The organism is Gemmobacter caeruleus, from assembly GCF_008271655.1.
Taxonomy (GTDB): Bacteria; Pseudomonadota; Alphaproteobacteria; order Rhodobacterales; family Rhodobacteraceae; genus Gemmobacter; species Gemmobacter caeruleus.
In genome coordinates, this window is record NZ_VKKX01000051.1 from 1 (window position 1) to 21,784 (window position 21,784).

Annotated in this window: 26 protein-coding genes and 1 pseudogene; 15 read left to right on the plus strand and 12 right to left on the minus strand. The window is 67.3% G+C overall.

Translation table 11 applies throughout. The features are described from left to right. Window positions 1-171: pseudogene (locus FOA17_RS15530) on the plus strand (IS3 family transposase); the annotation flags it as partial. 93 nt (window positions 172-264) lie between these two features. On the opposite strand, the gene FOA17_RS15535 reads toward FOA17_RS15530, so the two are convergent. Continuing rightward, window positions 265-1,794 carry an NAD(P)H-hydrate dehydratase gene (locus FOA17_RS15535; RefSeq protein WP_149142423.1) on the minus strand — a complete coding sequence of 510 codons (1,530 nt, stop codon included), beginning with the start codon at window positions 1,792-1,794 and terminating at the stop codon, window positions 265-267. A 173-nt stretch (window positions 1,795-1,967) separates the two neighbouring features. Between FOA17_RS15535 and FOA17_RS15540 the strand changes: the two genes are divergently transcribed. The 4 genes from FOA17_RS15540 (at window position 1,968) to FOA17_RS15555 (ending at window position 5,402) form a co-directional block, all read left to right on the plus strand. Next, window positions 1,968-2,306, plus strand: a complete 339-nt coding sequence (locus FOA17_RS15540; protein ID WP_149142424.1) for a P-II family nitrogen regulator — start codon at window positions 1,968-1,970, stop codon at window positions 2,304-2,306. 107 nt (window positions 2,307-2,413) lie between these two features. After that, window positions 2,414-3,823: a type I glutamate--ammonia ligase gene (gene glnA, locus FOA17_RS15545; RefSeq protein WP_149142425.1), complete on the plus strand. Its 1,410-nt coding sequence runs from the start codon at window positions 2,414-2,416 to the stop codon at window positions 3,821-3,823. A 193-nt stretch (window positions 3,824-4,016) separates the two neighbouring features. Beyond that, window positions 4,017-4,790: a hypothetical protein gene (locus FOA17_RS15550; protein WP_149142426.1), complete on the plus strand. Its 774-nt coding sequence runs from the start codon at window positions 4,017-4,019 to the stop codon at window positions 4,788-4,790. Window positions 4,791-4,973: 183 nt separating this feature from the next. Then, a complete protein-coding gene (locus FOA17_RS15555) occupies window positions 4,974-5,402 on the plus strand; it encodes a glyoxalase superfamily protein (protein ID WP_149142427.1) in 429 nt (142 codons plus the stop codon). A gap of 51 nt (window positions 5,403-5,453) precedes the next feature. On the opposite strand, the gene FOA17_RS15560 is transcribed toward FOA17_RS15555, so the two are convergent. Both FOA17_RS15560 and FOA17_RS15565 read right to left on the minus strand, forming a co-directional pair. Then, the gene (locus FOA17_RS15560) at window positions 5,454-6,065 is read right to left on the minus strand and encodes an NAD(P)H-dependent oxidoreductase (RefSeq protein WP_203232342.1); all 612 of its coding nucleotides are present in this window, start codon (window positions 6,063-6,065) and stop codon (window positions 5,454-5,456) included. Continuing rightward, window positions 6,062-6,844, minus strand: a complete 783-nt coding sequence (locus tag FOA17_RS15565) for a heme-dependent oxidative N-demethylase family protein (RefSeq protein WP_338029123.1) — start codon at window positions 6,842-6,844, stop codon at window positions 6,062-6,064. Before FOA17_RS15565 ends, FOA17_RS15560 begins: the two co-directional genes overlap by 4 nt. Window positions 6,845-6,972: 128 nt before the next feature. Between FOA17_RS15565 and FOA17_RS15570 the strand changes: the two genes are divergently transcribed. Then, window positions 6,973-7,227: a putative hemolysin gene (locus tag FOA17_RS15570; protein ID WP_149142429.1), complete on the plus strand. Its 255-nt coding sequence runs from the start codon at window positions 6,973-6,975 to the stop codon at window positions 7,225-7,227. A gap of 4 nt (window positions 7,228-7,231) precedes the next feature. Here the strand turns inward: FOA17_RS15570 and FOA17_RS15575 are convergent, their stop codons facing one another. After that, on the minus strand, window positions 7,232-7,804 hold the full coding sequence (locus tag FOA17_RS15575; RefSeq protein WP_149142430.1) for a TetR/AcrR family transcriptional regulator: 573 nt from the start codon (window positions 7,802-7,804) through the stop codon (window positions 7,232-7,234). 78 nt (window positions 7,805-7,882) lie between these two features. On the opposite strand from FOA17_RS15575, the gene FOA17_RS15580 reads away from it, so the two are divergent. The 7 genes from FOA17_RS15580 (at window position 7,883) to FOA17_RS15605 (ending at window position 13,831) form a co-directional block, all read left to right on the plus strand. Then, window positions 7,883-8,476 (plus strand): hypothetical protein, encoded by a 594-nt coding sequence (locus FOA17_RS15580; RefSeq protein WP_149142431.1) that lies wholly within the window; start codon window positions 7,883-7,885, stop codon window positions 8,474-8,476. 80 nt (window positions 8,477-8,556) lie between these two features. Further along, window positions 8,557-9,861: an adenylosuccinate lyase gene (gene purB / locus FOA17_RS15585; protein WP_149142432.1), complete on the plus strand. Its 1,305-nt coding sequence runs from the start codon at window positions 8,557-8,559 to the stop codon at window positions 9,859-9,861. A 163-nt stretch (window positions 9,862-10,024) separates the two neighbouring features. Continuing rightward, the gene (locus tag FOA17_RS15590) at window positions 10,025-10,567 is read left to right on the plus strand and encodes a tetratricopeptide repeat protein (protein WP_149142433.1); all 543 of its coding nucleotides are present in this window, start codon (window positions 10,025-10,027) and stop codon (window positions 10,565-10,567) included. A 21-nt stretch (window positions 10,568-10,588) separates the two neighbouring features. Beyond that, window positions 10,589-10,732, plus strand: a complete 144-nt coding sequence (locus FOA17_RS19770) for a hypothetical protein (RefSeq protein ID WP_162528278.1) — start codon at window positions 10,589-10,591, stop codon at window positions 10,730-10,732. Window positions 10,733-10,788: 56 nt separating this feature from the next. Continuing rightward, window positions 10,789-11,883: a flagellar motor switch protein FliG gene (locus tag FOA17_RS15595; RefSeq protein WP_149142434.1), complete on the plus strand. Its 1,095-nt coding sequence runs from the start codon at window positions 10,789-10,791 to the stop codon at window positions 11,881-11,883. A 173-nt stretch (window positions 11,884-12,056) separates the two neighbouring features. After that, on the plus strand, window positions 12,057-12,956 hold the full coding sequence (locus tag FOA17_RS15600) for a DMT family transporter (RefSeq protein ID WP_149142435.1): 900 nt from the start codon (window positions 12,057-12,059) through the stop codon (window positions 12,954-12,956). After that, window positions 12,953-13,831 (plus strand): lysophospholipid acyltransferase family protein, encoded by an 879-nt coding sequence (locus FOA17_RS15605; RefSeq protein WP_149142436.1) that lies wholly within the window; start codon window positions 12,953-12,955, stop codon window positions 13,829-13,831. The genes FOA17_RS15600 and FOA17_RS15605 overlap by 4 nt, the downstream gene beginning before the upstream one ends. A gap of 1 nt (window position 13,832) precedes the next feature. Here the strand turns inward: FOA17_RS15605 and FOA17_RS15610 are convergent, their stop codons facing one another. Continuing rightward, complete coding sequence (locus FOA17_RS15610) at window positions 13,833-14,576, minus strand: DUF1223 domain-containing protein (protein ID WP_149142437.1); 744 nt, start codon at window positions 14,574-14,576, stop codon at window positions 13,833-13,835. A 305-nt stretch (window positions 14,577-14,881) separates the two neighbouring features. On the opposite strand from FOA17_RS15610, the gene acnA reads away from it, so the two are divergent. Further along, window positions 14,882-17,569: an aconitate hydratase AcnA gene (gene acnA, locus FOA17_RS15615; protein WP_149142438.1), complete on the plus strand. Its 2,688-nt coding sequence runs from the start codon at window positions 14,882-14,884 to the stop codon at window positions 17,567-17,569. Between the two features lie 59 nt (window positions 17,570-17,628). Here acnA and FOA17_RS15620 read toward each other — a convergent pair whose 3' ends face one another. Next, window positions 17,629-18,324, minus strand: coding sequence for a hypothetical protein (locus FOA17_RS15620; RefSeq protein ID WP_149142439.1), 696 nt, complete (start codon window positions 18,322-18,324; stop codon window positions 17,629-17,631). Window positions 18,325-18,457: 133 nt separating this feature from the next. On the opposite strand from FOA17_RS15620, the gene FOA17_RS19775 reads away from it, so the two are divergent. Beyond that, entirely contained in the window at window positions 18,458-18,598 is a 141-nt protein-coding gene (locus tag FOA17_RS19775) for a hypothetical protein (RefSeq protein ID WP_162528279.1), read from the plus strand. Here the strand turns inward: FOA17_RS19775 and FOA17_RS15625 are convergent. From FOA17_RS15625 to FOA17_RS15650, 6 genes are all read right to left on the minus strand, one after another. Continuing rightward, window positions 18,583-19,146, minus strand: coding sequence for a DsbE family thiol:disulfide interchange protein (locus FOA17_RS15625; RefSeq protein ID WP_149142440.1), 564 nt, complete (start codon window positions 19,144-19,146; stop codon window positions 18,583-18,585). The genes FOA17_RS19775 and FOA17_RS15625 overlap by 16 nt on opposite strands. Beyond that, window positions 19,143-19,307 carry a heme exporter protein CcmD gene (ccmD, locus tag FOA17_RS15630; RefSeq protein ID WP_149142441.1) on the minus strand — a complete coding sequence of 55 codons (165 nt, stop codon included), beginning with the start codon at window positions 19,305-19,307 and terminating at the stop codon, window positions 19,143-19,145. Before ccmD ends, FOA17_RS15625 begins: the two co-directional genes overlap by 4 nt. Next, window positions 19,304-20,035, minus strand: a complete 732-nt coding sequence (locus FOA17_RS15635) for a heme ABC transporter permease (RefSeq protein ID WP_149142442.1) — start codon at window positions 20,033-20,035, stop codon at window positions 19,304-19,306. The genes ccmD and FOA17_RS15635 overlap by 4 nt, the downstream gene beginning before the upstream one ends. Before the next feature lie 41 nt (window positions 20,036-20,076). Then, window positions 20,077-20,733, minus strand: a complete 657-nt coding sequence (ccmB, locus tag FOA17_RS15640) for a heme exporter protein CcmB (protein ID WP_149142443.1) — start codon at window positions 20,731-20,733, stop codon at window positions 20,077-20,079. Beyond that, complete coding sequence (gene ccmA, locus FOA17_RS15645) at window positions 20,730-21,353, minus strand: heme ABC exporter ATP-binding protein CcmA (protein WP_149142444.1); 624 nt, start codon at window positions 21,351-21,353, stop codon at window positions 20,730-20,732. Before ccmA ends, ccmB begins: the two co-directional genes overlap by 4 nt. A 62-nt stretch (window positions 21,354-21,415) precedes the next feature. Then, entirely contained in the window at window positions 21,416-21,769 is a 354-nt protein-coding gene (locus tag FOA17_RS15650) for an Mth938-like domain-containing protein (RefSeq protein ID WP_149142445.1), read from the minus strand. Window positions 21,770-21,784: the final 15 nt, after the last annotated feature.

Sequence of the window (21,784 nt, forward strand, 5' to 3'; positions counted from 1 at the left end):
ATCCACCGCCGTGGCCCGTGGCGCAGCTTCGAGGCGGTGGAATACGCAACCCTCGAATGGGTGGACTGGTTCAACAACCGCCGCCTGCTTGAGCCAATCGGGAACATCCCGCCCGCAGAAGCAGAGGCCAATTTCTACGCAGCTCTGGAAACTGAAGCCATGGCCGCGTAACTAAGATCAATCAGCCTCCGGCAAACCCGGCGCGGTTCAGTCCGGAGGGGTGCAAAACCCCTCCGGCGCCCGCCCCCCCCGCGCAACGCCGGATCAGAGCCCCAGCCCGCGGAACACGCCCGGCAGCGCCTCGGGCAGATCTTCGGCAATCAGCCCGGGGCCAAAGGCCCGTGCCGCCTCCACATGCAGCCATGCGGCGGTGCAGGCCGCGTCCAGCCCCGGCACGCCGCGGGCCAGCAGCCCGGCAAGGATGCCCGCCAGAACATCGCCCGACCCGGCCGTGGCCAGCCAGGGCGCCGCGCGTTCATACGCTGCCGCATGCAGCCGGCAGCGCCCCGCCGGATCGGCGATCACCGTATCGGCGCCCTTGAACAGCACGATACAGCCAGCCCGCGCTGCCGCCTCGCCCGTGGCATCCACCTTGGAATAGGCCGGCCCCCGGGTCACCGGCGCAGCCAGCCGTGCCGCGAGATCGGGAAACAAGCGGCCGAATTCCCCGGCATGCGGTGTCAGCACGCAGCGCGGGTGCAGGGCGGCAAACAGCGCCGGGTCGCGGGCGATCAGCGTCAAAGCATCGGCATCCAGCACGCAAGGCAGCCCGGCGCGCAGCGCCTGCGCCACCAAGCCCGCCTGCCGCGACCCCAGACCCAGGCCCGGCCCGAGGCAGAGCGCCGTGATCCGCCCGTCTTCCAGCATCGCCGCCAGCGTGCCCGCCGTCCCCACCTCGCGCAGCATCACGGCATCCAGCCGCGCCGCATGTTCGGCCATCGCCTCCGCCGGCGCCCCCACCGTGACCAGCCCGGCGCCCACACGCAGCGCCCCGCGCGCCGCCAACCGCGCCGCGCCGCCCCGCCCGGCCGGACCCGACAGGACAAGGGCATGGCCGTGGGCGAACTTGTGATCCTGCCCGCTTTTGAGCAGCCAATGACTATCGGGCACGACCATCTCTGCAACAGCCCCGGACGGTGGAACGGCCTCCAACCCCAGATCAACAAGACGCAAATGCCCACACCGGAACGGGCCCTCGGCCAGATAATGCCCCGGGCGCGGGCGATGGAAGCTGACCGTCAGAAAGGCATATACGCCCTCCTCACCCAGTTGCCGGCCACTGTCGAGACAGAGACCAGAGGGCGCGTCGATCGCCACCAGCCGGTCAAAGGTCCGCCCCGCGGCGTAAAGTGCGGTCAGCGGCGCGATCGCGGCCTCGGGCAGCGCGCGCGCCAGACCGGCCCCGAACAAGGCATCGACAAACAGATCGGCGGCGCAGGCGACGATTTCGTCCGGCGACCAGGCCCGCACCGCCCCCATCACCGCCCAGCGGTCGTGGTTCACCCGCGCATCCGGCGGCAGCCGTTCGGCATCGCCGTAGAGGAACAGCTCCACCTCCCAGCCGCGATCCTTCAGCAACCGCGCCACGACGAATCCGTCGCCGCCATTATTGCCGGGACCACAGAAGACGACGGCACGGCGCCCCCCCTCCAGCAAGGCGGGCCATTGCGCCAGAATCGCCGCCACCACCCCGGCGCCGGCCCGCTCCATCAGCGCCAACCCGGTCACGGCGCCGGACTCGATGGCCGCCCGCTCGACGGCGCGCATTTGGGCAGAGGTCAGCAATTCGGTCATTTTGGCAGAGTTTCCATTCTCAATGCGCCCAGACTTCGCGCAACATGCACAAATTTTGGGCATATGGCGGTTTTTCCCGTGCCATCCGGGGCAGCCGAAAGCCTAGCCGATTGTTCCCCGCGCGGGGAAGTGGTCACTGAACCGCGACAGCAGTTCCACGGGGGAGTCGGCCAGTGAAAAAGATCGAGGCGATCATCAAACCGTTCAAGCTGGACGAGGTGAAGGAAGCTCTGCAAGAGGCCGGAATCCAGGGTCTGAGCGTCACCGAAGTCAAGGGCTTTGGCCGGCAGAAAGGCCATACCGAACTGTATCGCGGCGCCGAATATGTGGTCGATTTCCTGCCCAAGGTGAAGATCGAGGTCGTCCTGTCCGACGAGATGGTCGATGCCGCGATCGAGGCGATCATCAGCGCCGCCCGCACCGACAAGATCGGCGACGGCAAGATCTTTGTCAGCCCCGTCGAACAGGCGATCCGCATCCGCACCGGCGAAACCGGCGACGACGCGATCTGAACCATTCCGGCAGCCGCGAATTTTCGACGAAAATTCGCGCGCCTCGCCACAGGAACACCGGGCCGGCAACGGCCCATCCCGCAACACCCCAACCGAAAGGCAGCATGATGAGCGCGATCAAGAATGCTCTGAAACTGATCAAGGACGAGGAAGTCGAATACGTTGACGTTCGCTTCACCGACCCGAAAGGCAAACTTCAGCACGTCACCATCGTGGTGGATCTGATCGACGAGGACTTCTTCGAAGAAGGCTTCATGTTCGACGGCTCTTCCATCGCGGGCTGGAAGTCGATCGACCAGTCGGACATGAAGCTGATCCCGGATGCGACCTCGGTCTATATCGACCCCTTCTATGCCGAGAAAACCCTCTGCGTGCATTGCGACGTGGTCGAGCCCGACACCGGCGAGGCCTATGACCGCTGCCCGCGCCAGATCGCCAAGAAAGCCGAAGCCTACATGAAGTCTTCGGGCGTCGGCGATGCCGCCTATTTCGGCCCCGAAGCCGAATTCTTCATCTTCGACGACGTGCGCTATTCGGTCACGCCGCAAAAAGTGTCCTACCAGATCGACGCGGAAGCCGCGGCCTGGAACACCGATGCGGCCATCGAGGGCGGCAACCTCGCGCATCGCGCGGCCCACAAGGGCGGCTATTTCCCGGTCAACCCGGTGGATGAGGCCCAGGATCTGCGCGGCGAGATGCTCTCGACCATGAAGCGCATGGGCATGAAGGTGGACAAGCACCACCACGAGGTCGCGACCTGCCAGCACGAGCTGGGCATGATCTTCGGCGGTCTGGTCGAACAGGCCGACAACATCCAGAAATACAAATACGTCATCCACAACGTCGCGGCCGCCTATGGCAAGACCGTGACCTTCATGCCCAAGCCCATGAAGGGCGACAACGGCAGCGGGATGCACGTCAACATGTCGATCTGGAAGGACGGCAAGCCGCTCTTCGCCGGCGACAAATACGCCGATCTCTCGCAAGAGGCGCTGTATTTCATCGGTGGCATCCTGAAACATGCCAAGGCGCTGAATGCGCTGACCAACCCCTCGACCAACAGCTACAAGCGTCTGATCCCGGGCTTCGAGGCGCCGGTGCTGCGCGCCTATTCGGCCCGCAACCGCTCGGGTTGCGTCCGTATTCCGTGGACCGAATCGCCGAAAGCCAAGCGCGTCGAGGCCCGTTTCCCCGATCCGGCCGCGAACCCCTACCTGGCTTTCGCCGCCCTGCTGATGGCCGGCCTGGACGGCATCCGCAACAAGATCGACCCGGGCCCGGCTTCGGACAAGGATCTCTATGATCTGCCGCCGGAAGAACTGGCCGCGATCCCGACCGTCTGCGGCAGCCTGCGCGAAGCGCTGGAAGAGCTGGAGAAGGACATGGACTTCCTGCTGGCCGGCGACGTGTTCACCAAGGAGCAGCTGGAGGCCTATATCGGGCTGAAGTGGGAAGAGGTCTATGCCTACGAACACACGCCGCACCCGGTGGAATACGCGATGTACTATTCCTGCTGATCGCACGATCGGTCTGGAGAGAGGGCGCCCCGCAAGGGCGCCCTTTTGCATGGGTTGTTGCCGCATCGGCAACGGATTGTGGCGAAGACGGGGGAAGCCGCCCGCGTATCATCTTTGATTTACCACGATCCCAGCACGAAAGCGCCCCTATCCCCGGTCATGGTGTCAGAACAGGAAACTGTGGGGCAGAACCATGACCAAATATCCGAGCAGTACGATTGCCCTTCTTCTATTTGTAACCGATCCCGATCTGAACTTCGCGCATCTGGTGGGCGAGACAGATCGGCTGATCCGCGAACATGAGGCCGGGCCGCCGCAGACCAGCTGGCCTAGCGAGGACGCGGTGTTCTTCGATTGCGGGCCCTGGCGGCTGTTGCTGGCGCAAAGCGACGGGCCGGTTCACGGCCATGCCGCCTGCATCGCGCTGGCGGCGGGACCGGCCAGCGAGGGGGATTGCCCGGCCGGGGATGCCACGCGCGCATCGCTTTGTGCGGCGCTGAGGGCGGCGGTGGCGCATATCCAGCTTCTGCAACCCGAGGCGACGGTGATCTGGCACGAGGCCGAGGTGGCACTTGATCTCGGCATGCTGGAGGTGCTGACCGGCGCGCTGGATCACGATCCGGACGCGCCGGATGAGCCCGAAGCGGTCGAGGCGCCCGACCGTGACCTGGTCTGCCTGCGCCAGATGCGCGACGCGATGACGGCCGAGGCCGCCGAGGCTGCGGCGACGCCGGCCGACCCGGCGCCGGGCCTGTTCGTGCTGCACCATGACCGCACGGGCGCGCAGCTTCTGAACATCGCTCTGATTGCGACCGCGCTGCCCATCGGCACCGCGCTGGCCGCCCACAGCGTCTTGCGCGGCGGCAGCGATTTCGCGCTGAGCGCGCGCACCACCGCCCTGACCGGCGTGCTGGCCGCCGGGCTGCATCTGGCGCATCTGGGCGACCTGCTGCCCTCGCTGACCTGACCCCTTGCATTCCCGGCGCCGGATCCCATATCAGGCGCCGGGGGAAGCAGGCCCCGCCGCCCGCAGGCGCAAGCCATGGTGAATCCTGCCCGGGCGATCCTTCCTTTTCCGAAAAGGTCATCGCGCAGTGGAATGCGGGCACCTCTGACCGTCCGAGATATGGCCTTCTGAAAGGATCGGATCATGTCGCATGAACTGCACCAAACCGGGGCGCTGAAGGCGCAGGCCCGGCGGCTTCGCTTGGCACTGGAGGGGCAAGGCAGGCCCGTCAGCCACTCTGCCGCGCTGGAACTGGTCGCGCAAAGCCATGGCCTTGCCGACTGGAATACGGCCGCGGCACTAAGCGCCCCCGCGCAGGAGGAACGCGCGCGCAGCCTGGGCGACCGGGTCAGCGGGCGTTACCTGGGCCAGGCCTTTACCGGCCGCATCCACGCCCTGCGCCGCAAGGGCCCCCGCCATCAGGAGATCGAGATCCAGCTCGATCAGCCGGTGAACGTATCGCGCTCGGCCCTGTTCGAGGCGCTGCGCCGGCGCATCCGCAGCACGATCGGCCCCGAAGGGCGGTCGGTCACCGCCACCTCTGACGGGGTGCCGCATCTGGTGCTGGACTGAATGAATGAGGGCGCGAAAGCGCCCTCTTTTCATACGGATGCAGGCAAAACTTCATGCTTTGCATGAAGAAAGCAGTGTGGTCAGGCTGCGCATCAGCCGCGCCTCATGCCGGGCGATGCGGGCCGGGCTCGCTGCCTCGGCGCTGTGCAGCGCATGGTAGACAAAGCGCGCGCGGGGGGCGCAGAACCGCACCACACCCCATTTCAGCACCCGGCGCAGCGGCTGGCGCATCACCAGCCAATCGACCCAGGTCGCCGCCCCCAGCGTGGTCGCCACCATCACCCCGCGCAGCCCGGTCAGTCGCCCGACGATGCGCCCCAGATCGGCCCTGTGATCATAGGCCAGCCCCGGTGCCCAGACCCGATCGAGCCAGCCTTTCATCTGCGCAGGCAGCCCGAACCACCAGGTCGGAAAGACCAGCACCAGCAGCTCGGCCCGGGCCAGTTGCGCCATCTCCTCGGCCACGGCGCGACCGTCATAGGGCGGCGCATAGGTGGTGGCGCGCTCTGCCCCGGTCAGCACCGGGTCGAAGCCGGCAGCACTCAGATCCAGCCATTCGACCTCGGCCCCGGCGGCCTGGGCCTGCGCGACCAGCCGCCGCGCCAGATGCGCGGTCAGGCTGTCGGGCAAGGGATGCGCGCTGACCACCAGAACACGGGTCAATGCCCCGCCCCCGCGAGGCCGGCCTGCGCCGCCGGGTCCAGATCGGCCACGCGCACCACATAAGTATGGATCGAGAACACCACCGCCCGGCTGACCGGCAGCCGCAGCAGGCATTGCCGTTCGCAGCGGATATAGGTCAGATCGACCGGCCGGGGCCGTGCCTCGCCCTCTTGCCGGGGCTGGAACAGGCTGGGGTCGTCATAGAGCAGCCAGTTCATCCGCCACAGCGCCTGTTCCGGCCGGATCGCGTCGAACAGCCGCTGCACCCGGCGCGCCACATCCTCGGTATAAGGCGTGACCGGCACATGGATCGCGGTCATCGGGCGGCCGATCTTTTGCGCCAGCGTCCAGCTGGCGGGAAAGCACAGGATCGCGCCGGTCAGGCGGTGTTCGGCACCGTCATTGGCCAGCAGGCACAGATCCTCCTGCACCAGCCGCCCGGCGGTGATCAGCGGGCGGTCATGGTCCAGCGGCACCGTCACCCCGTCGGGCCGCGTCACCGCATCGGCGCCGATCGCATAGCCCGGCTGCGTCGCGATCCGGGCCAGCACCGCATCGAGCAATTCCCGCGCCGCCGGCAGCGCCTCGGGCAGCAGGGCATGGACCGCGCCCTCTTGCGTGGCGATGCGGTGATCGCGTTCGGCCATCTGGCCGGCAAAGGCATCATCGACGCGCAGCCAGTCATCGCCCTCCACCGGCAGGATACCGGGCAGGCGCGCGGTGCGCGGGTCCATCCAGGGGGCGAAGGGCAGGCGGGATTGCAGGATTGGCGGCATCATGGCGCGACCCTAGCCGAGCGCCCGTCGCCACGGCAAGGGCAACGGACCCTGCCCCATTCCCTGCCCCACGCCTTGCGGAATCGCGCGGATCGCGAAACAATCGCCCAACCGCAACCGGAGCCCGCCCGATGATCCGCCCTGTGCTTTTGCTGACCCTCATTCCGCTTCTGGCTGCCTGCGGCGGTGGCGGCGGTGGCGGCGCGTCCAAACCCGCGCCGGGCCGCTGGGCCAGCATGTCGAACCCCGCCTCGCAATATTGCGCCGAACTGGGGGGGCGGCTGGAGACACGGCAGGAGCAGGCGGGCGAGGCCGGCTATTGCCATATGCCCGACGGATCGGTGGTCGAGGAATGGCAGCTTTATCGCGGCAAGAACGCGCTTTGACGGATCAGTGCAGCAGGGCGTCCAGCTGCGCCTCCAGCCCCGCGCGCATGTCGGCGCCGGTGGTCAGGCGCAGTTCCATCAGGCCCAGGGTCGCGGCGTAGAACAGCGCGGCCGCCTGCGCGGGCGCGGGGTGATGGCCTTGGGCAAAGAACCCCTCCAGCACCGCCAGCCGCCGCGCATCCATCGCCTGCACGGCCCGCGCGACCGTCGCATCGCTGCGCGCCCAGGCACGCAAGGCGGGTTCGATCCCGGCACCGCCATAGCCCTCGGGCGGGATGACCGAAATCCGCCCGATCAGCGCCCGAAGCGCCCCCCGCCCCTCGGCGCCGCTTGCCCGCAGCGTGGCGGTGATCTCCTGCTCGGCCAGCCGTTCCCACAGCGCGATCATCTGCGCCTTCAGCGCCGCCAGATCGGTGAAATGCCAGTAGAACGACCCCTTGCTGGCACCAAGGCCGCGCGCCAGCGGCTCCACCCGCAAGGCGCCCTCGCCCCCGGCCACCAGGGCACGGAACCCCGCCGCGATCCAGTCGCGCGGGGTCAGGCGGGTGCGGTCTTGCGGCAGGGCGGTCGGTGTCATGCCCGAACCATACGATAGCGTATGGACAAGTCACAAGCCCCCGTGCAAGAAACCATACGACACCGTATGGAGAGTGCCATGACCCCGCTGCGCCTGCATCGCCTGACCGCCCTGCTGCTGGCGGCCTTTCTGGCCAGCCATCTGGCCCATCACCTGATCGGGCTGATCATGGGGCCCGCGGCGCATCTGGCGCTATCGGCCCCGTTTCGCGCGCTCTGGCGGCAGCCGGTGGTCGAGGCGCTGTTGCTGGCCGCGCTGGCGGTGCAGGTCGCCAGCGGGCTCGGGCTGCTCTGGCGTGGGCGGGCCTGGCGCTGGCGGGGGGTGCGGCGCTGGCAGGCGCTGTCGGGCGCGGTGCTGGCGGGGTTTCTGTGCATCCATGTCGGGGCGGTTCTGGGCGCCCGCGCCATGGGCACCGACACCAGCCTCCATTTCGCGGCAGCCGGGCTGCAATCCGGGGCCTGGGCGCTGTTCTTCGCGCCCTATTACACCGCCGCCCTGACCGCGCTTGGCGCGCATCTGGGGCTGGCGGCGGCGCGGATGACCGGCGCGCGCGCCCTGTTCCCGGCGTTGACCCTTGCCGGGCTGGCGCTTGGCCTTGCAATGGTCGCGCTGATGGCCGGGCTGCTCCATCCCTATGAGGTGCCCGCCGAATGGCGCGCGGCCTTCGGATAAACGCCCCCGCCACCTTGCCAGCCCGACATCGGCGGATTAAGGGGGCGCAACCCCGTATCCCCGTCAGGAAAGGCCCGCCGATGATCCCGCGCTATTCCCGCCCCGAGATGGTCGCCATCTGGGACCCGCAGACCCGCTTTCGCATCTGGTACGAGATCGAGGCCCATGCCTGTGACGCGCAGGCCGCCCTTGGCGTGATCCCCAAGGCCAATGCCGAGGCGGTGTGGAAGGCCCGGGACGTGACCTTTGACGTGGCCCGCATCGACGAGATCGAGGCCGTGACCAAGCATGACGTGATCGCCTTCCTGACCCATCTGGCCGAGATCATCGGCAATGACGAGGCGCGCTTTGTCCATCAGGGCATGACCTCCTCGGACGTGCTGGACACCACGCTGAACATCCAGCTGGTACGCGCCGCCGACATCCTGCTGGCCGATATGGACCGGGTGCTGGCCGCGCTGAAAACCCGCGCCTATGAGCACAAGGATACGGTGCGCATCGGCCGCAGCCACGGCATCCATGCCGAACCCACCACGATGGGCCTGACCTTCGCCCGCTTCTACGCGGAAATGGATCGCGGCCGCCGCCGTCTGGTCGCCGCGCGCGACGAGATCCGCACCGGCGCGATTTCCGGCGCGGTCGGCACCTTTGCCAATATCGACCCGCGGGTCGAGGAATATGTCTGCGAGAAGCTGGGCCTGGAGCCCGAGCCGGTCTCGACCCAGGTCATCCCGCGCGACCGCCACGCGATGTTCTTTGCCACGCTGGGCGTCATCGCCAGCTCGATCGAGAATATCGCCATCGAGATCCGCCACATGCAGCGCACCGAGGTGCTGGAGGCCGAGGAATATTTCTCGCCCGGGCAAAAGGGTTCCTCCGCGATGCCGCACAAGCGCAATCCGGTGCTGACCGAAAACCTGACCGGCCTTGCGCGTCTGGTGCGCATGTCGGTGGTGCCGGCGCTGGAAAACGTGGCGCTCTGGCATGAGCGCGACATCAGCCATTCCAGCGTGGAACGCGCCATCGGCCCCGATACTACGATCACGCTCGATTTCGCGCTGAACCGTCTGGCCGGCGTCATCGAAAAGCTGGTGATCTACCCCGAGAACATGCTGCGCAACATGAACAAGTTCAAAGGTCTGGTCATGTCGCAGCGCGTGCTGCTGGCGCTGACCCAGGCCGGTGTCAGCCGCGAGGATGCCTATCGTCTGGTGCAGCGCAACGCGATGAAGGTCTGGGAAAAGGGCGCCGATTTCAAGACCGAGCTGCTGGCCGATGCCGAGGTGACCGCCGCGCTTTCCCCCGCCGAGATCGAGGAGAAATTCGACCTTGGCTATCACACCAAACATGTGGACACGATCTTTGCCCGGGTGTTCCGCGCGTAACAGCGCGTGCAGGCATCGCAGGGCATGAAGGGGGGCGGGCCGCTTGGCCTGCCCCTTTTTGCCCTCGAAAGGCGCCGGTTTCGGACCAAGGTCCGACGGGGTCGGGTTCCTCCCCCGCCCTGCCCCGAACCGTGCTATCCTTTCCCCCAACCGGAGAGCCGCCATGCGCCTGATCCCTGCCTTGTGTCTTGTCACCCTGCCCCTGCTGCCGTTTGCCGCCCGGGCCGCCGGATCGGACGATACCGAACCGCCGCCCGCCACCGAAACTTCGCAGACCTGCAAGGATGGTCAGGTATGGGAGCCGAAAAGCCAGACCTGCGTGAACCCCGAGGACGCCCGGCTGGACGATGACAGCCGCTTTCGCGCGGTGCGGGAACTTGCCTGGGCCGGCCGCCCCGACGATGCCCGCCGCGTGCTGGCAGCCATGACCGAGGGCGCGACCGACCGGGTGATGACCTATGACGCCTTCACCCTGCGCAAATCCGGCCAGATCGAGGCGGGCCTTCAGGTCTATGAGGCTGCCTTGCGCCGCAACCCCGGCAATATCCTCGCGCGCAGCTATTACGGCCAGGCCCTTGTGGAACAAGGCGAATTCACCATGGCCAAGGCGCAGCTCCACGCCATCGCCGCCCGTGGTGCGACCGAAAGCTGGGCCTTCCGCGCCCTGGACCGCGCCATCGTGACCGGGGTCACCGAAAGCTATTGATCCAACCGGGAAAGGATTGCCATGCCGCCGATCCGACTGACCTTGATCCTGCTGCTGGCCCTTTCTGGGCCGGCGCTTGCGCAAGACTGCGACCGCAGCCGCGCCTGCACCGAGGGCACCGAATGGAACCCCGATACAGCGCGCTGCGAGCCGGTCTCGAGCTAAGCCCGCGTTAACCGCGCCCGTGCCAGCCTGATCATGACAGCGAATCAGGAGGTTCCATGGCAAGTCAGGCTCTGGCGCAGATCAAACCTGTGCAGGTCGCGGTGCCGGTTGTGCCGGCCCGGCCCGCGCCGCGCGCCGCCACGGCGCTCAGCCGCCGGCAAAAGGCCGCCATCATCGTGCGGCTGATGCTGGCCGAAGGTTCGCCCTTGCCGATCTCGGCCCTGCCCGATGCGATGCAGGCCGATCTGGCGCAGCAGATCGGCCAGATGCGGCTGGTCGATCGCGGCACGGTGGAACAGGTCGTGGCCGAATTTCTGGATGAACTGGAACAGGTCGGCCTGTCCTTCCCCGGCGGGCTGGAAGGGGCGCTGACGCTGATGGACGGGCATCTGTCCAGCGCGACTGCCAGCCGGCTGCGCCGCATGGTCGGCATCCGCCCCGACATGGACCCCTGGGACCGCATCGCCGCCCTGCCGCCCGAGGCGCTGCGCCCCGTGCTGGATGAGGAAAGCACCGAGGTCGCGGCGATCCTGCTGTCAAAACTGCCGGTGCAAAAGGCGGCCGCCCTGCTGGGCAAGCTGGCGGGCGACAAGGCGCGCCGCGTGGCCTTTGCGATGTCGCGCACCGCGCAGGTCGATCCGGCCACGGTGCGGCGCATCGGCATCGCGCTCCTGACCCAGCTTGACAGCACGCCCCCTCGCGCCTTCGAGACCGGCCCGGTGGAGCGGGTCGGCGCCATCCTCAACATCTCGCCCGAACTCACGCGCGAGGATGTGTTGCGCGGGCTGGACGAGGCCGATCAGGATTTCGCCGAACAGGTGCGCAAGGCGATCTTTACCTTCGTGCATATCCCCGCCCGGCTGGGTCCGCGCGACGTGCCCAAGATTACCCGCGCCGTCGATCAGCCGACACTGGTCACCGCGCTGGCCGGAGCGCAATCGGTGCCCGACCGGGCGGCGGCGGCGGAATTCATCCTGGCGAACCTGTCGCAGCGCATGGCCCAGACCCTGCGCGAGGAAATGGGCGAACGCGGCCGCATAAAGGAAAAGGAGGCCGAGGCCGCCCAGACCAGCGTCATCAACGCCATCCGCGATCTGGAGGCGGCGGGAGAGCTGACCCTGCTGCGCGAGGAGGAGGAGGACGACGGATAACCGCTTGCCCTTGCGCCGGGCCATGCCTAGGGTCCGCCGCGATCCGGCCGATCCAGGAGTGTGCCCTTGCCCTGCCCCGCCTTCCCCCTTGCCGCGCTTTCGGGCCCGTCGTTCCGCCGCGGCCCGGCCTGCGATCCCGCGCCGCGCGCGTCGCGCCTCGGGGGGGGCGGGGCATGAGCGCGCTGCCGACCGGGCATCCGTCGGGCCACCAGACCGGGCGCGGCATCCTGATGATGCTGGCCGCCATCGCCACCTTCACCAGCATGGATGCGCTGGCCAAGCACCTGATCCAGTCGGGCTATCCCGCCATGCAGGTGATCTGGGCGCGCTATACCGGGCAGACGGTGATCGTGGCGCTGGTCTTCCTGCCCCGGCTGGGCCAGGTGCTGCGCACCCGGGCGCCCGGGCTTCAGGCGCTGCGCTCGGTCTTCCAGTTCGGGGCGACCGCGTTCTTTTTCCTGTCGCTCGGTCATATCGGCCTGGCCGAGGCGACGGCGATCACCGACATCAATCCGGTGCTGATCACCCTGGGCGCCGCGCTGTTCCTGGGCGAGCGTCTGGGGCCCCGGCGGCTGGCGGGGGTAGCCATGGCGCTGATCGGGGCCTTGATCATCATCCGCCCCGGCGCCGGCGTCTTCCAGCCCGCGGCGCTGCTGCCGCTGTGCTGCGCGATCTGCTATGCCGGTTTCGCGCTGGCCACCCGCCGCGTCGGCGCGACCGAGGCGCCGGCGACCTCGCTGGTCTATGCGGCGCTGTTCGGCACGGTCGCCACCTCGGCGCTGATGCCGGCGGTGTTCACCCCGGTCGCGCTGTCCGATCTCTGGGGCTTTCTGGTGATCGGCGGGCTGGGTTCGGTCGCGCAATTCTTCCTGATCCGTGCCTTTACCTTGGCCGAGGCCTCGGCCATCGCGCCTTTCGGCTATGTCGGCATCCTGTTCGCGACGGCCTGGGGCATCCTGATCTTCGACGAATGGCCCGACCGTTATACCCTGCTCGGCGCCCTTGTGATCGCGGGGGCGGGTGTCTATGTCTGGCACCGCGAAACCAGGGCGCAACGCGCCGCAACAGCATGAAACCTTCGACCCGCCCCGCCTTTCACCTGTCGCATTGGGTGCAGAACCTGGTTCTGCGCGGGCTGATCGGCGTGCTGCTGTTCCTGCCCTATGAACGGCGGGTGCCGATTTGCGGCTGGGTCTTCGCGCGGATCGTGGCACCGCTGGCGGGCTATACCCGGCGCATCCGCGACAATCTGCACCGCATCTTTCCCGACATGCCCGCGGCCGAGGTCGCGCGCCTCTGCCGCGCCGTGCCCGACAATGTCGGCCGCAGCATCATCGAGATGTATTCGGGCCAGGAATTCCTGGAACGCGCCAAGACGATGCCGATCCATGGGGCGGGTCTGGCCGCGCTGGAACAGGCCCGGGCCGAGGGGCGCCCCGTGGTGCTGGTGACCGGGCATTTCGGCAATTACGATGCCAGCCGCGCCGCCCTGATCGCGCGCGGCTTTCAGATCGGCGGGCTGTATCGCCCGATGACCAACCGTTACTTCAACCGCCATTACGTCGCCGCGATCTCGCGCATCGGCACGCCGCTTTTCGCCCGTGGCCGGCAGGGCATGGCCGAGATGATCCGCTATCTGCGCAAGGGCGGCATGCTGGGCATCGTGCAGGACCAGCACATGAAGCTGGGGGTGCGGCTGAAATTCTTTGGCCATGACGCGCTGACCGCGCTGTCGGCGGCGGAGCTGGCGCTGAAATATGACGCGCTGCTGATCCCCTCTTATGCCACGCGCCAGCCCGACGGGCTGAGCTTTGACATCCTGGTGGATGCGCCGGTGCCGCACAGCACCGCCGAGGCGATGACCCAGGCGCTGAACGACCATCTGGAGGCGCATGTGCGGCAGCACATGGACCAGTGGTTCTGGATCCACAAACGCTGGAAAGTCTGACCTATTCGACCCGCGCCGCCGCGACGATGGCCCCCGGCCCGCCCAGCGGCGCCGCGCCCTGTAGCAGAACCACCGTCGGCGCATCGCCGGGTGCGGGCAGCACCATGTCGAGCGGCGGCGTGCCCGGCCAGTCGGCGACCGCCTGCCATTCGGTCACGATATTGCGATAGGTGACGCTGCGCCCGGCATTTTCGCCATGCGCGATGTCGATGGTCGCCTCGGGCTTGTAGCGCACCAGTTGCAGCTTGAGCGGCCCGCTGCCCGGCGCGGCCTCGGCCCGGACATGCAGCCCGTCGCCCTGCCGCACCACCTTGAGCGCGATGCCCGACGGCGTGCGCCGCGCCTCGGCGATGGCCGAGGCCACGGCCTCGGGGTCATTGCCCTCGACCTGGCGGGTGCCCGCGACAATCATTTGCGGCGTATAGATCATCCGGCTGCCTGCCGCCCGCGCATAGGCCTTTTGCCGTTCGGTGTAATGCGGGTTGGCGAAGTTGTCGGCCCAGCCGATGTAATCCCAGTAATCGACATGCAGCGCCAGCGGGATCAGCCCGGGATCGCCCGTCAGTTCGGCCAGCAGCGCGTCGGCGGGCGGACAGGACGAACAGCCCTGCGAGGTATAAAGCTCCAACACCACCGGCGATGGCAGGCTGGCATCCATCGCCTGCTCCTGCGCCTGCACGCCCGAGGCGGCGGCGGCAAAGGTGATGCAAAGCCCGCAGGCTGCGCCGATCGGCGAGAACGTCATGCTGTCATATCCCCTACTGCCCATCCCTTCTAACCGCCCCGGCACGGGGGAACCAATCAAGGTTTTGCGATAGCCCGGCACCGGGCAGTGATCAACCCGCCCCTTTGGACAGGGTGGCGCGGCCGGCACAGGCGATCCTTCGCGCGCGGGCACAAAAGGTGCTGGATTTTCGGCATACAATTGCATACAAAGCACGCAGAGATTCCCTTGCAGGGCGCGCCGCAATGCGGCACACCGCTATGGGGGTTTCCCGCGAGCCCAGATTTCCGAGCCCGAATTTCCGAGCCACAGCCAGGAGGCGACAGATGACCGTCACCGTCGGACACGACAGCAGCAAAACGAGAAAGACCCTGACCGCCGGCGGTCAGTCGGTTGCCTATTACTCGATCCCCGCCGCCGAAGCCGCCGGTCTGGGCGATTTCGCGAACCTGCCCGCCGCGCTGAAGGTGGTGCTGGAAAACATGCTGCGCTTCGAGGACGGCAAGACCGTCACCGTTGACGACATCAAGGCCTTCTCCGACTGGGGCAAGATGGGCGGCAAGAACCCGCGCGAGATCGCCTATCGCCCGGCCCGCGTGCTGATGCAGGATTTCACCGGCGTGCCGGCCGTGGTCGATCTGGCCGCGATGCGCGACGGCATCATCGGCCTGGGCGGCGACGCGCAGAAGATCAACCCGCTGAACCCGGTTGATCTGGTCATCGACCACTCGGTCATGATCGACGAATTCGGCCATCCCCGCGCCTTCCAGATGAACGTGGACCGCGAATACGAACGCAACATGGAGCGTTACGTCTTCCTGAAATGGGGTCAGAAGGCGTTCAACAATTTCCGCGTCGTGCCGCCCGGCACCGGCATCTGCCATCAGGTGAACCTGGAATATCTGGCGCAGACCGTCTGGACCGACAAGGACCAGAACGGTGACGAAGTGGCCTACCCGGATACGCTGGTCGGCACCGACAGCCACACGACCATGGTCAATGGCATGGCCGTTCTGGGCTGGGGCGTCGGCGGGATCGAGGCCGAGGCCGCGATGCTGGGCCAGCCGGTTTCGATGCTGATCCCCGAAGTCGTGGGCTTCAAGTTGACCGGCCAGATGGTCGAAGGCACCACCGCCACCGACCTCGTGCTGAAGGTCGTGCAGATGCTGCGCAAGCATGGCGTGGTGAACAAGTTCGTCGAATTCTACGGCGAGGGGCTGGATCACCTGCCGCTGGCCGACCGCGCGACCATCGCCAACATGGCCCCCGAATACGGCGCCACCTGCGGCTTCTTCCCGATCGACAATGAGACCCTGCGCTACATGCGCAACACCGGCCGCGAGGAAAGCCGCATCGCCCTGGTCGAAGCCTATGCCAAGGAAAACGGCATGTGGCGCGGCGCGGATTACAATCCGGTCTATACCTCGACGCTGGAACTCGACATGGGCAGCATCGTGCCGGCGATCTCGGGCCCGAAACGCCCGCAGGATTACCTGCCGCTGACCGATGCCAAATCCGGCTTCGCCAAGGAAATGGAAGCCAGCTTCAAGCGTCCGATGGGCGTCGAGGTCGCGGTGGACGGGCAGGATTACAAACTGTCCTCGGGCAAGGTCGTGATCGCCGCCATCACCTCCTGCACCAACACGTCGAACCCCTATGTGCTGATCGGCGCCGGGCTTGTGGCACGCAAGGCGCGCGCCCTGGGCCTGACCCGCAAGCCCTGGGTGAAGACCTCGCTCGCCCCCGGGTCGCAGGTCGTGTCGGAATACCTCAATGCCGCCGGCCTTCAGGAAGATCTCGACTATGTCGGCTTCAACCTGGCGGGCTATGGCTGCACCACCTGCATCGGCAATTCCGGCCCGCTGCAACCCGAGATCTCCAAGGCCATTGCCGAGGGCGATCTGGTCGCGACCGCTGTCCTGTCGGGCAACCGCAACTTCGAGGGCCGTATCTCCCCCGACGTGCGCGCCAACTACCTGGCCTCGCCGCCGCTCTGCGTGGCCTATGCCATCGCCGGCGACATGAATATCGACATCACGTCGGAGCCGATCGGCACGTCGAAAGACGGCAAGCCGGTCTATCTCAAGGACATCTGGCCGACCAACAAGGAAATCGCCGATATCGTGCATCAGGTCGTGACGCGCGAGGCGTTCCAGGCCAAATATGCCGATGTCTTCAAGGGCGACGAAAAGTGGCAGGCGGTGAAGGTCACCGAGCGCGAGACCTATGACTGGCCCGCCTCCTCGACCTATATCCAGAACCCGCCCTATTTCCAGGGCATGTCCAAGACCCCGGGCGTGATCAAGAACATCTCTGGCGCCCGCGTTCTGGCGCTTCTGGGCGACATGATCACCACCGACCACATCAGCCCCGCGGGTTCGTTCAAGGCCACCACCCCGGCCGGCAAATACCTGACCGACCGTCAGGTGCCGGTGTCGGAGTTCAACTCCTACGGCGCGCGTCGCGGCAATCACGAAGTGATGATGCGCGGCACCTTCGCCAATATCCGCATCAAGAACGAGATGCTGGATGGCGTCGAGGGCGGCTATACCAAAGGGCCGGACGGGGCGCAGACCTCGATCTATGACGCCTCGATGGCCTATCAGGCCGAGGGCACCCCGCTGGTCATCTTTGGCGGCATCGAATACGGCGCCGGCTCCTCGCGCGACTGGGCGGCCAAGGGCACCGCACTTCTGGGCGTCAAGGCCGTGATCGCGGAATCCTTCGAGCGGATCCACCGGTCGAACCTCGTCGGCATGGGCGTGATCCCCTTCGAGTTCACCAATGGCGACACCCGCAAGTCGCTGGGCCTGACCGGCAATGAGGTCGTGTCGATCGGCGGGCTGGAAGGCGATCTGAAGCCGCTCTCGCTGGTGCCCTGCACCATCCGCTACGCCGATGGCAGCGAAAAGACGATCCAGATCAAGTGCCGCATCGATACCGCGATCGAGATCGAATATGTCGAGAATGGCGGCGTGCTGCATTACGTCCTGCGCAACCTCGCGCAGGGCTGATCAGCCCCCAGACAAGCAAAAGGCCCCGGCGCAATCCGGGGCCTTTTTTCATGGCGCGGTCAGTCCTGCACCGGCACCGTGAACTCGGCCTGAAAATCGGCGCCCCGGGTCGGCGCCGACAGGCGCAGCACCCAGTAGCGCGCCACCGGCGGGGCATTGACGGCAATCCCCCGTTTGAACCCCGGCAGATGCACCGAGGCGCGCAAGCTCGCACCCGGCCGGCTGCGGCTTTGCGGCTTTGGCCCGACAGAGCCGGGCAAGGTGAAATCAAAGGCCACCGCCCGGGTCGGCCCGTCCCCCGCCGCGACGGTCTGGCTGCGTGACCAGACCGGAAAGCTGTCGCGCGCCGTTCTGCCGCCATCGCTGTCGGAATCGCCGCTTTCATGCAGGTCGAAACAGGTCAGCGTCACCGTCCAGTCGCCCTCCACAGCAACCGGGCGGCCCAGCCGCACCTCACCGCGCAAGGCCCCGCCCATCGGCGCCGGGCTCTGCCCCGCAAGATGCAGGTCCGCCGTGCCAAAGCGTCGCGCGCGCAGGAACCAGCGCAGCGCCTTGCCCGCCTGATACAGCGCGACGCCGATCAGCAGCCCTTCCAGCAGGACCAGCGGGTTGAAATCCGGGTGATCGAGGTCGAGGATCCACGGCCAGGACAATTTCCAGCCCAGCCATCCCGCCCCGCCCGCCGCCAGCACCGCGATAAAGGCAGATTCCATCGCCTTGTCCGCCGGGCGGAAGCTGTCGTGATAGGCCCCCATCGCGTGCCCCCATCCTGTCGAGATGGATCAATCTCTCATGCCGGTGCGGGGCGAGGCAAGACGCTGCCGTGTTCCCGTTAAGTTCCCGTTCATGGGAATCACGCAAGGTGAATGGGAACAAAAGGAGATCGAGATGCCGACCGCCCTGCCCCATATCCCCGATCAGCGCAGCCTGGACCAGCGACCGCGCCCCCTGCCGCGGGTCACACTCTGGCCCGGCCCGGTCGAGGCGGCGCTGATCGTTGCGGTCGGTCTGCTTTACCTCTGGGTCTGAGCCAGGGCTTCGGCCAGCGCGGGCTTGAAGCGCCGTTCGTAATCGGTGCCGACCAGCGGGCCGATGAACTTGAACAGGATCGTGCCGTCGCCACCGATGATGAAGGTCTCTGGCGGGTTGGTGACACCCCATTCCACCCGGTTGCGGCCCTTGGGGTCGGTCGCGATGGCAAAGAAGGGGTTGCCCTCCTCGGTCAGGTATTTCAGCGCGTCATCGTCGCGATCCATCATGTTGAGCCCGGCCACCCGCACCCCATCGGCCGCCATCTGCTTCAGCACCGGATGTTCGGCGCGGCAGGGCGGGCACCAGCTGGCCCAGAAATTGACCACGGTGACCTGACCACTGCGCAGATCCTCCGGCTTCAACAGTGGAATACCGGCGAGCCCGGTTTCCGGCAATACCGGCGCCGGACGCCCGATGAAGGTCGAGGGCAGTTCCTGATTGGATTCCGGGCTGCCTGCCAGTTGCAGCAGCTTGGGCAGCGCAATGGCCCCCAGAAACAGCGCGATCACCGCCAGCGGCACAAAGAACAGAAGGCGCCCGCTCATGCCCGTTTCCCCTTTGCCAACCGCGCCTCGGCCGCCGTCAGCGCCCGTTTCACCCGGGCATACCGCCAGACCGACAGCGCCACCAACCCGCCGATCAGCCCAAGCGACACGGCATAGGAGGACAGCACCGCAAAGGCATATTTCCCCAGTTCGGGCATCATTCGAATTTCTCCCGCGCCTCGATCACCGCAAGGCGGCGCAGGCGAATTTCGGTCACGGTGCGCAGCAGGACCAGCGCCACGAACATCAGCACCACCCCCGCCAGACAAAAGATCAGCGGCCAGTAATAGGCGGGGTCGAGCGGGTCTTTCTCGCCCACTTTCATGATGGTCGAATCCTGATGCAGCCCCTGGTTCCAGAACTTGACCGCATAGCGGCTCAGCACCGCGAAGACCGATCCGACCACGCAGAGGACGCCGGTCAGGTCGGCCGCGGTATCGGGGTTCTCCACCGCCTGCCAGAGCGCGATATAGCCCAGATAGAACAGGAACAGGATCAGGAACGAGGTCAGCCGCGGATCCCATTCCCACCAGGTGCCCCACATCGGTTGGCCCCAAAGCGCGCCGGTCACCAGCGCGACCAGGGTAAAGGTCATGCCCACCGGCGCCGCCGCCTTGGCCGCCAGCGCCGAGACATGGTGCCGCCGCACGATCCAGACCAGCGAGGCGACCAGCATCATGATCCAGGCATTCACCGCCATCATCGCGGCCGGCACATGCAGAAACAGAATTTTGACCGTGCTGCCCTGCTTGTAATCCTCAGGCGTGAAGAAAAAGCCCCAGATCAGCCCGGCCAGCAGGCAGGCCCCGGCCAGCGGCACCACCACCGGCAGCACCCGCGCGGTGGTCTCGGTGAATTTCTTCGGATTGGCATATTCCCAGAGCGACATGGGCCCTCGTTAGATGTGTCGGGGCGGCGTGGTCAATGACCTCACCGCAGATTGATGCGCAGCGCAAGCGCCGAGGCAAAGGGCAGCAGCGCCGCCGCCCCCAGCGTGATGCCCGCCAGCAGCAGCAGCGGCACCTGCACCGCCATGCCCGCCGCGCCGCGTTTGACCAGCTCGGCGCCGAAGATCAGTGTCGGCACATAAAGCGGCAGCACCAGCAGGCTGAGCAAGAGCCCGCCGCGCTTCAGCCCCACGGTCAGCGCCGCGCCAAAGGCGCCGATCGCCGACAGGCCGGGCGTGCCGAGGAGCAGCGAGACCACCAGCCAGCCATAGCCGGCCTCCGGCAGGTGCAGCAGCACCCCCAGCACCGGCGCCGCGATGACTAGCGGCAGCCCCGTCACCAGCCAATGCGCCAGTGCCTTCACCGCCACCACCCCCTCCAGCGGGATCGGCGCGGTGGCCAGCAGATCGAGCGAGCCATCCTCGAAATCCAGCGCGAAGATGCGGTCGAGGCTGAGCAGGCAGGCCAGCAGCGCCCCCACCCACAGGATGCCGGGCGCGATGCGCGCCAGCGTGCCGCCTTCGGGGCCGACGCCCAGCGGCACCAGCACCGCCACCAGCAGGAAAAATGCGAGCCCGAGGCCAAAGCCGCCCCCGGCGCGAAAGGCGATGCGCAGGTCGCGCAGCAGAAGGGCGATCATGCAAAGGCCTCGTCAAAGCCCTGCGCGGCCTGCACCGCCCCCGTCGCCTTGAAGGGCGTGAGGTCCAGCAGGCCCGCCTCTGCCAGGCCAAGGTCGATATGGGTTGCCATCAGCGCGGCGCCGCCGCTGGCCAGATGCGCGCGCACCACCTCGGCGAAAAGTGCGACCGACGCGGTGTCGAGGCTGACCGTCGGTTCATCCAGCAGCCAGAACGGCCGCCCCGAGACCAGCAGCCGCGCCAGCCCCAGCCGCCGCTTCTGCCCGGCCGACAGATTGGCGGCCCGGCGATCGGCCAGATCGGTGAGGTTCATCCGCGCCATCGCAGCCTCGACCCCGGCCATGCCATGCACCGCCGCCCAGAAGCCCAGATTCTCGGCCACGCTCAGCGTCGATTTCAGCCCGTCGGCATGGGCGGCATAGGCGATGCTTTCGGGCGGGGCAGAGATCGTGCCGCGCAGCGCCGGTTGCAGCCCGGCCAGTGTGCGCATCAGCGTGGTCTTGCCGATGCCGTTCGGCCCGCGCAGCACCAGCGCCTGCCCGGGCGCCAGCCGCAGGCTGACCCCCTCCAGCACGCAGATGCCGCCGCGCGCCACCGCCAGATCGGAAACGATGAACTCCATGCCCTTCCCTAGCCGATCCGCCGGGCCGAGGCAAAGCCCGGCCCTGCGACAATGCGCGCCTGTCAGACCGGCAGCAGCGCGAGGGCGACGCGCCGCCCCTCGCTCAGCAGCACGTTATAGGTGCGGCAGGCGGCGGGCGAGGACATGACCTCCACCCCGATGCCGGCCTGTTCCAGTCCGGCGCGCAGATCGGCCGGCGCATGGGCGATTTCGGCCCCCATACCCAGAAACAGCACATCCACATCGCCCGCCAGCGCCAGCAGCGCCGCCAGATCGTCCAGCCCGCCCCAGGGGCCGGCATCGCGCGGCGTGATGATCACCGGGCCGCGCAACACCTTGCCCCCGATGCGGAAAAAGCCGGGGCCATAGCTTTCCACCGGCAGGGCCGCGCCATATTCGATCTCGGTCAGCCGCATCGCCCGCGTTCCCCG

Coding starts and splice junctions, on each gene's coding strand:
- FOA17_RS15535 (WP_149142423.1), bottom strand. CDS start 1,794: ATGACCGAATTGCTGACCTCTGCCCAAATGCGCGCCGTCGAGCGGGCG.
- glnA (WP_149142425.1), top strand. CDS start 2,414: ATGAGCGCGATCAAGAATGCTCTGAAACTGATCAAGGACGAGGAAGTC.
- FOA17_RS15550 (WP_149142426.1), top strand. CDS start 4,017: ATGACCAAATATCCGAGCAGTACGATTGCCCTTCTTCTATTTGTAACC.
- FOA17_RS15555 (WP_149142427.1), top strand. CDS start 4,974: ATGTCGCATGAACTGCACCAAACCGGGGCGCTGAAGGCGCAGGCCCGG.
- FOA17_RS15565 (WP_338029123.1), bottom strand. CDS start 6,844: ATGATGCCGCCAATCCTGCAATCCCGCCTGCCCTTCGCCCCCTGGATG.
- FOA17_RS15570 (WP_149142429.1), top strand. CDS start 6,973: ATGATCCGCCCTGTGCTTTTGCTGACCCTCATTCCGCTTCTGGCTGCC.
- FOA17_RS15575 (WP_149142430.1), bottom strand. CDS start 7,804: ATGACACCGACCGCCCTGCCGCAAGACCGCACCCGCCTGACCCCGCGC.
- FOA17_RS15580 (WP_149142431.1), top strand. CDS start 7,883: ATGACCCCGCTGCGCCTGCATCGCCTGACCGCCCTGCTGCTGGCGGCC.
- purB (WP_149142432.1), top strand. CDS start 8,557: ATGATCCCGCGCTATTCCCGCCCCGAGATGGTCGCCATCTGGGACCCG.
- FOA17_RS15590 (WP_149142433.1), top strand. CDS start 10,025: ATGCGCCTGATCCCTGCCTTGTGTCTTGTCACCCTGCCCCTGCTGCCG.
- FOA17_RS19770 (WP_162528278.1), top strand. CDS start 10,589: ATGCCGCCGATCCGACTGACCTTGATCCTGCTGCTGGCCCTTTCTGGG.
- FOA17_RS15595 (WP_149142434.1), top strand. CDS start 10,789: ATGGCAAGTCAGGCTCTGGCGCAGATCAAACCTGTGCAGGTCGCGGTG.
- FOA17_RS15600 (WP_149142435.1), top strand. CDS start 12,057: ATGAGCGCGCTGCCGACCGGGCATCCGTCGGGCCACCAGACCGGGCGC.
- FOA17_RS15605 (WP_149142436.1), top strand. CDS start 12,953: ATGAAACCTTCGACCCGCCCCGCCTTTCACCTGTCGCATTGGGTGCAG.
- FOA17_RS15610 (WP_149142437.1), bottom strand. CDS start 14,576: ATGACGTTCTCGCCGATCGGCGCAGCCTGCGGGCTTTGCATCACCTTT.
- acnA (WP_149142438.1), top strand. CDS start 14,882: ATGACCGTCACCGTCGGACACGACAGCAGCAAAACGAGAAAGACCCTG.
- FOA17_RS15620 (WP_149142439.1), bottom strand. CDS start 18,324: ATGGGGGCCTATCACGACAGCTTCCGCCCGGCGGACAAGGCGATGGAA.
- FOA17_RS19775 (WP_162528279.1), top strand. CDS start 18,458: ATGCCGACCGCCCTGCCCCATATCCCCGATCAGCGCAGCCTGGACCAG.
- FOA17_RS15625 (WP_149142440.1), bottom strand. CDS start 19,146: ATGAGCGGGCGCCTTCTGTTCTTTGTGCCGCTGGCGGTGATCGCGCTG.
- ccmD (WP_149142441.1), bottom strand. CDS start 19,307: ATGATGCCCGAACTGGGGAAATATGCCTTTGCGGTGCTGTCCTCCTAT.
- FOA17_RS15635 (WP_149142442.1), bottom strand. CDS start 20,035: ATGTCGCTCTGGGAATATGCCAATCCGAAGAAATTCACCGAGACCACC.
- ccmB (WP_149142443.1), bottom strand. CDS start 20,733: ATGATCGCCCTTCTGCTGCGCGACCTGCGCATCGCCTTTCGCGCCGGG.
- ccmA (WP_149142444.1), bottom strand. CDS start 21,353: ATGGAGTTCATCGTTTCCGATCTGGCGGTGGCGCGCGGCGGCATCTGC.
- FOA17_RS15650 (WP_149142445.1), bottom strand. CDS start 21,769: ATGCGGCTGACCGAGATCGAATATGGCGCGGCCCTGCCGGTGGAAAGC.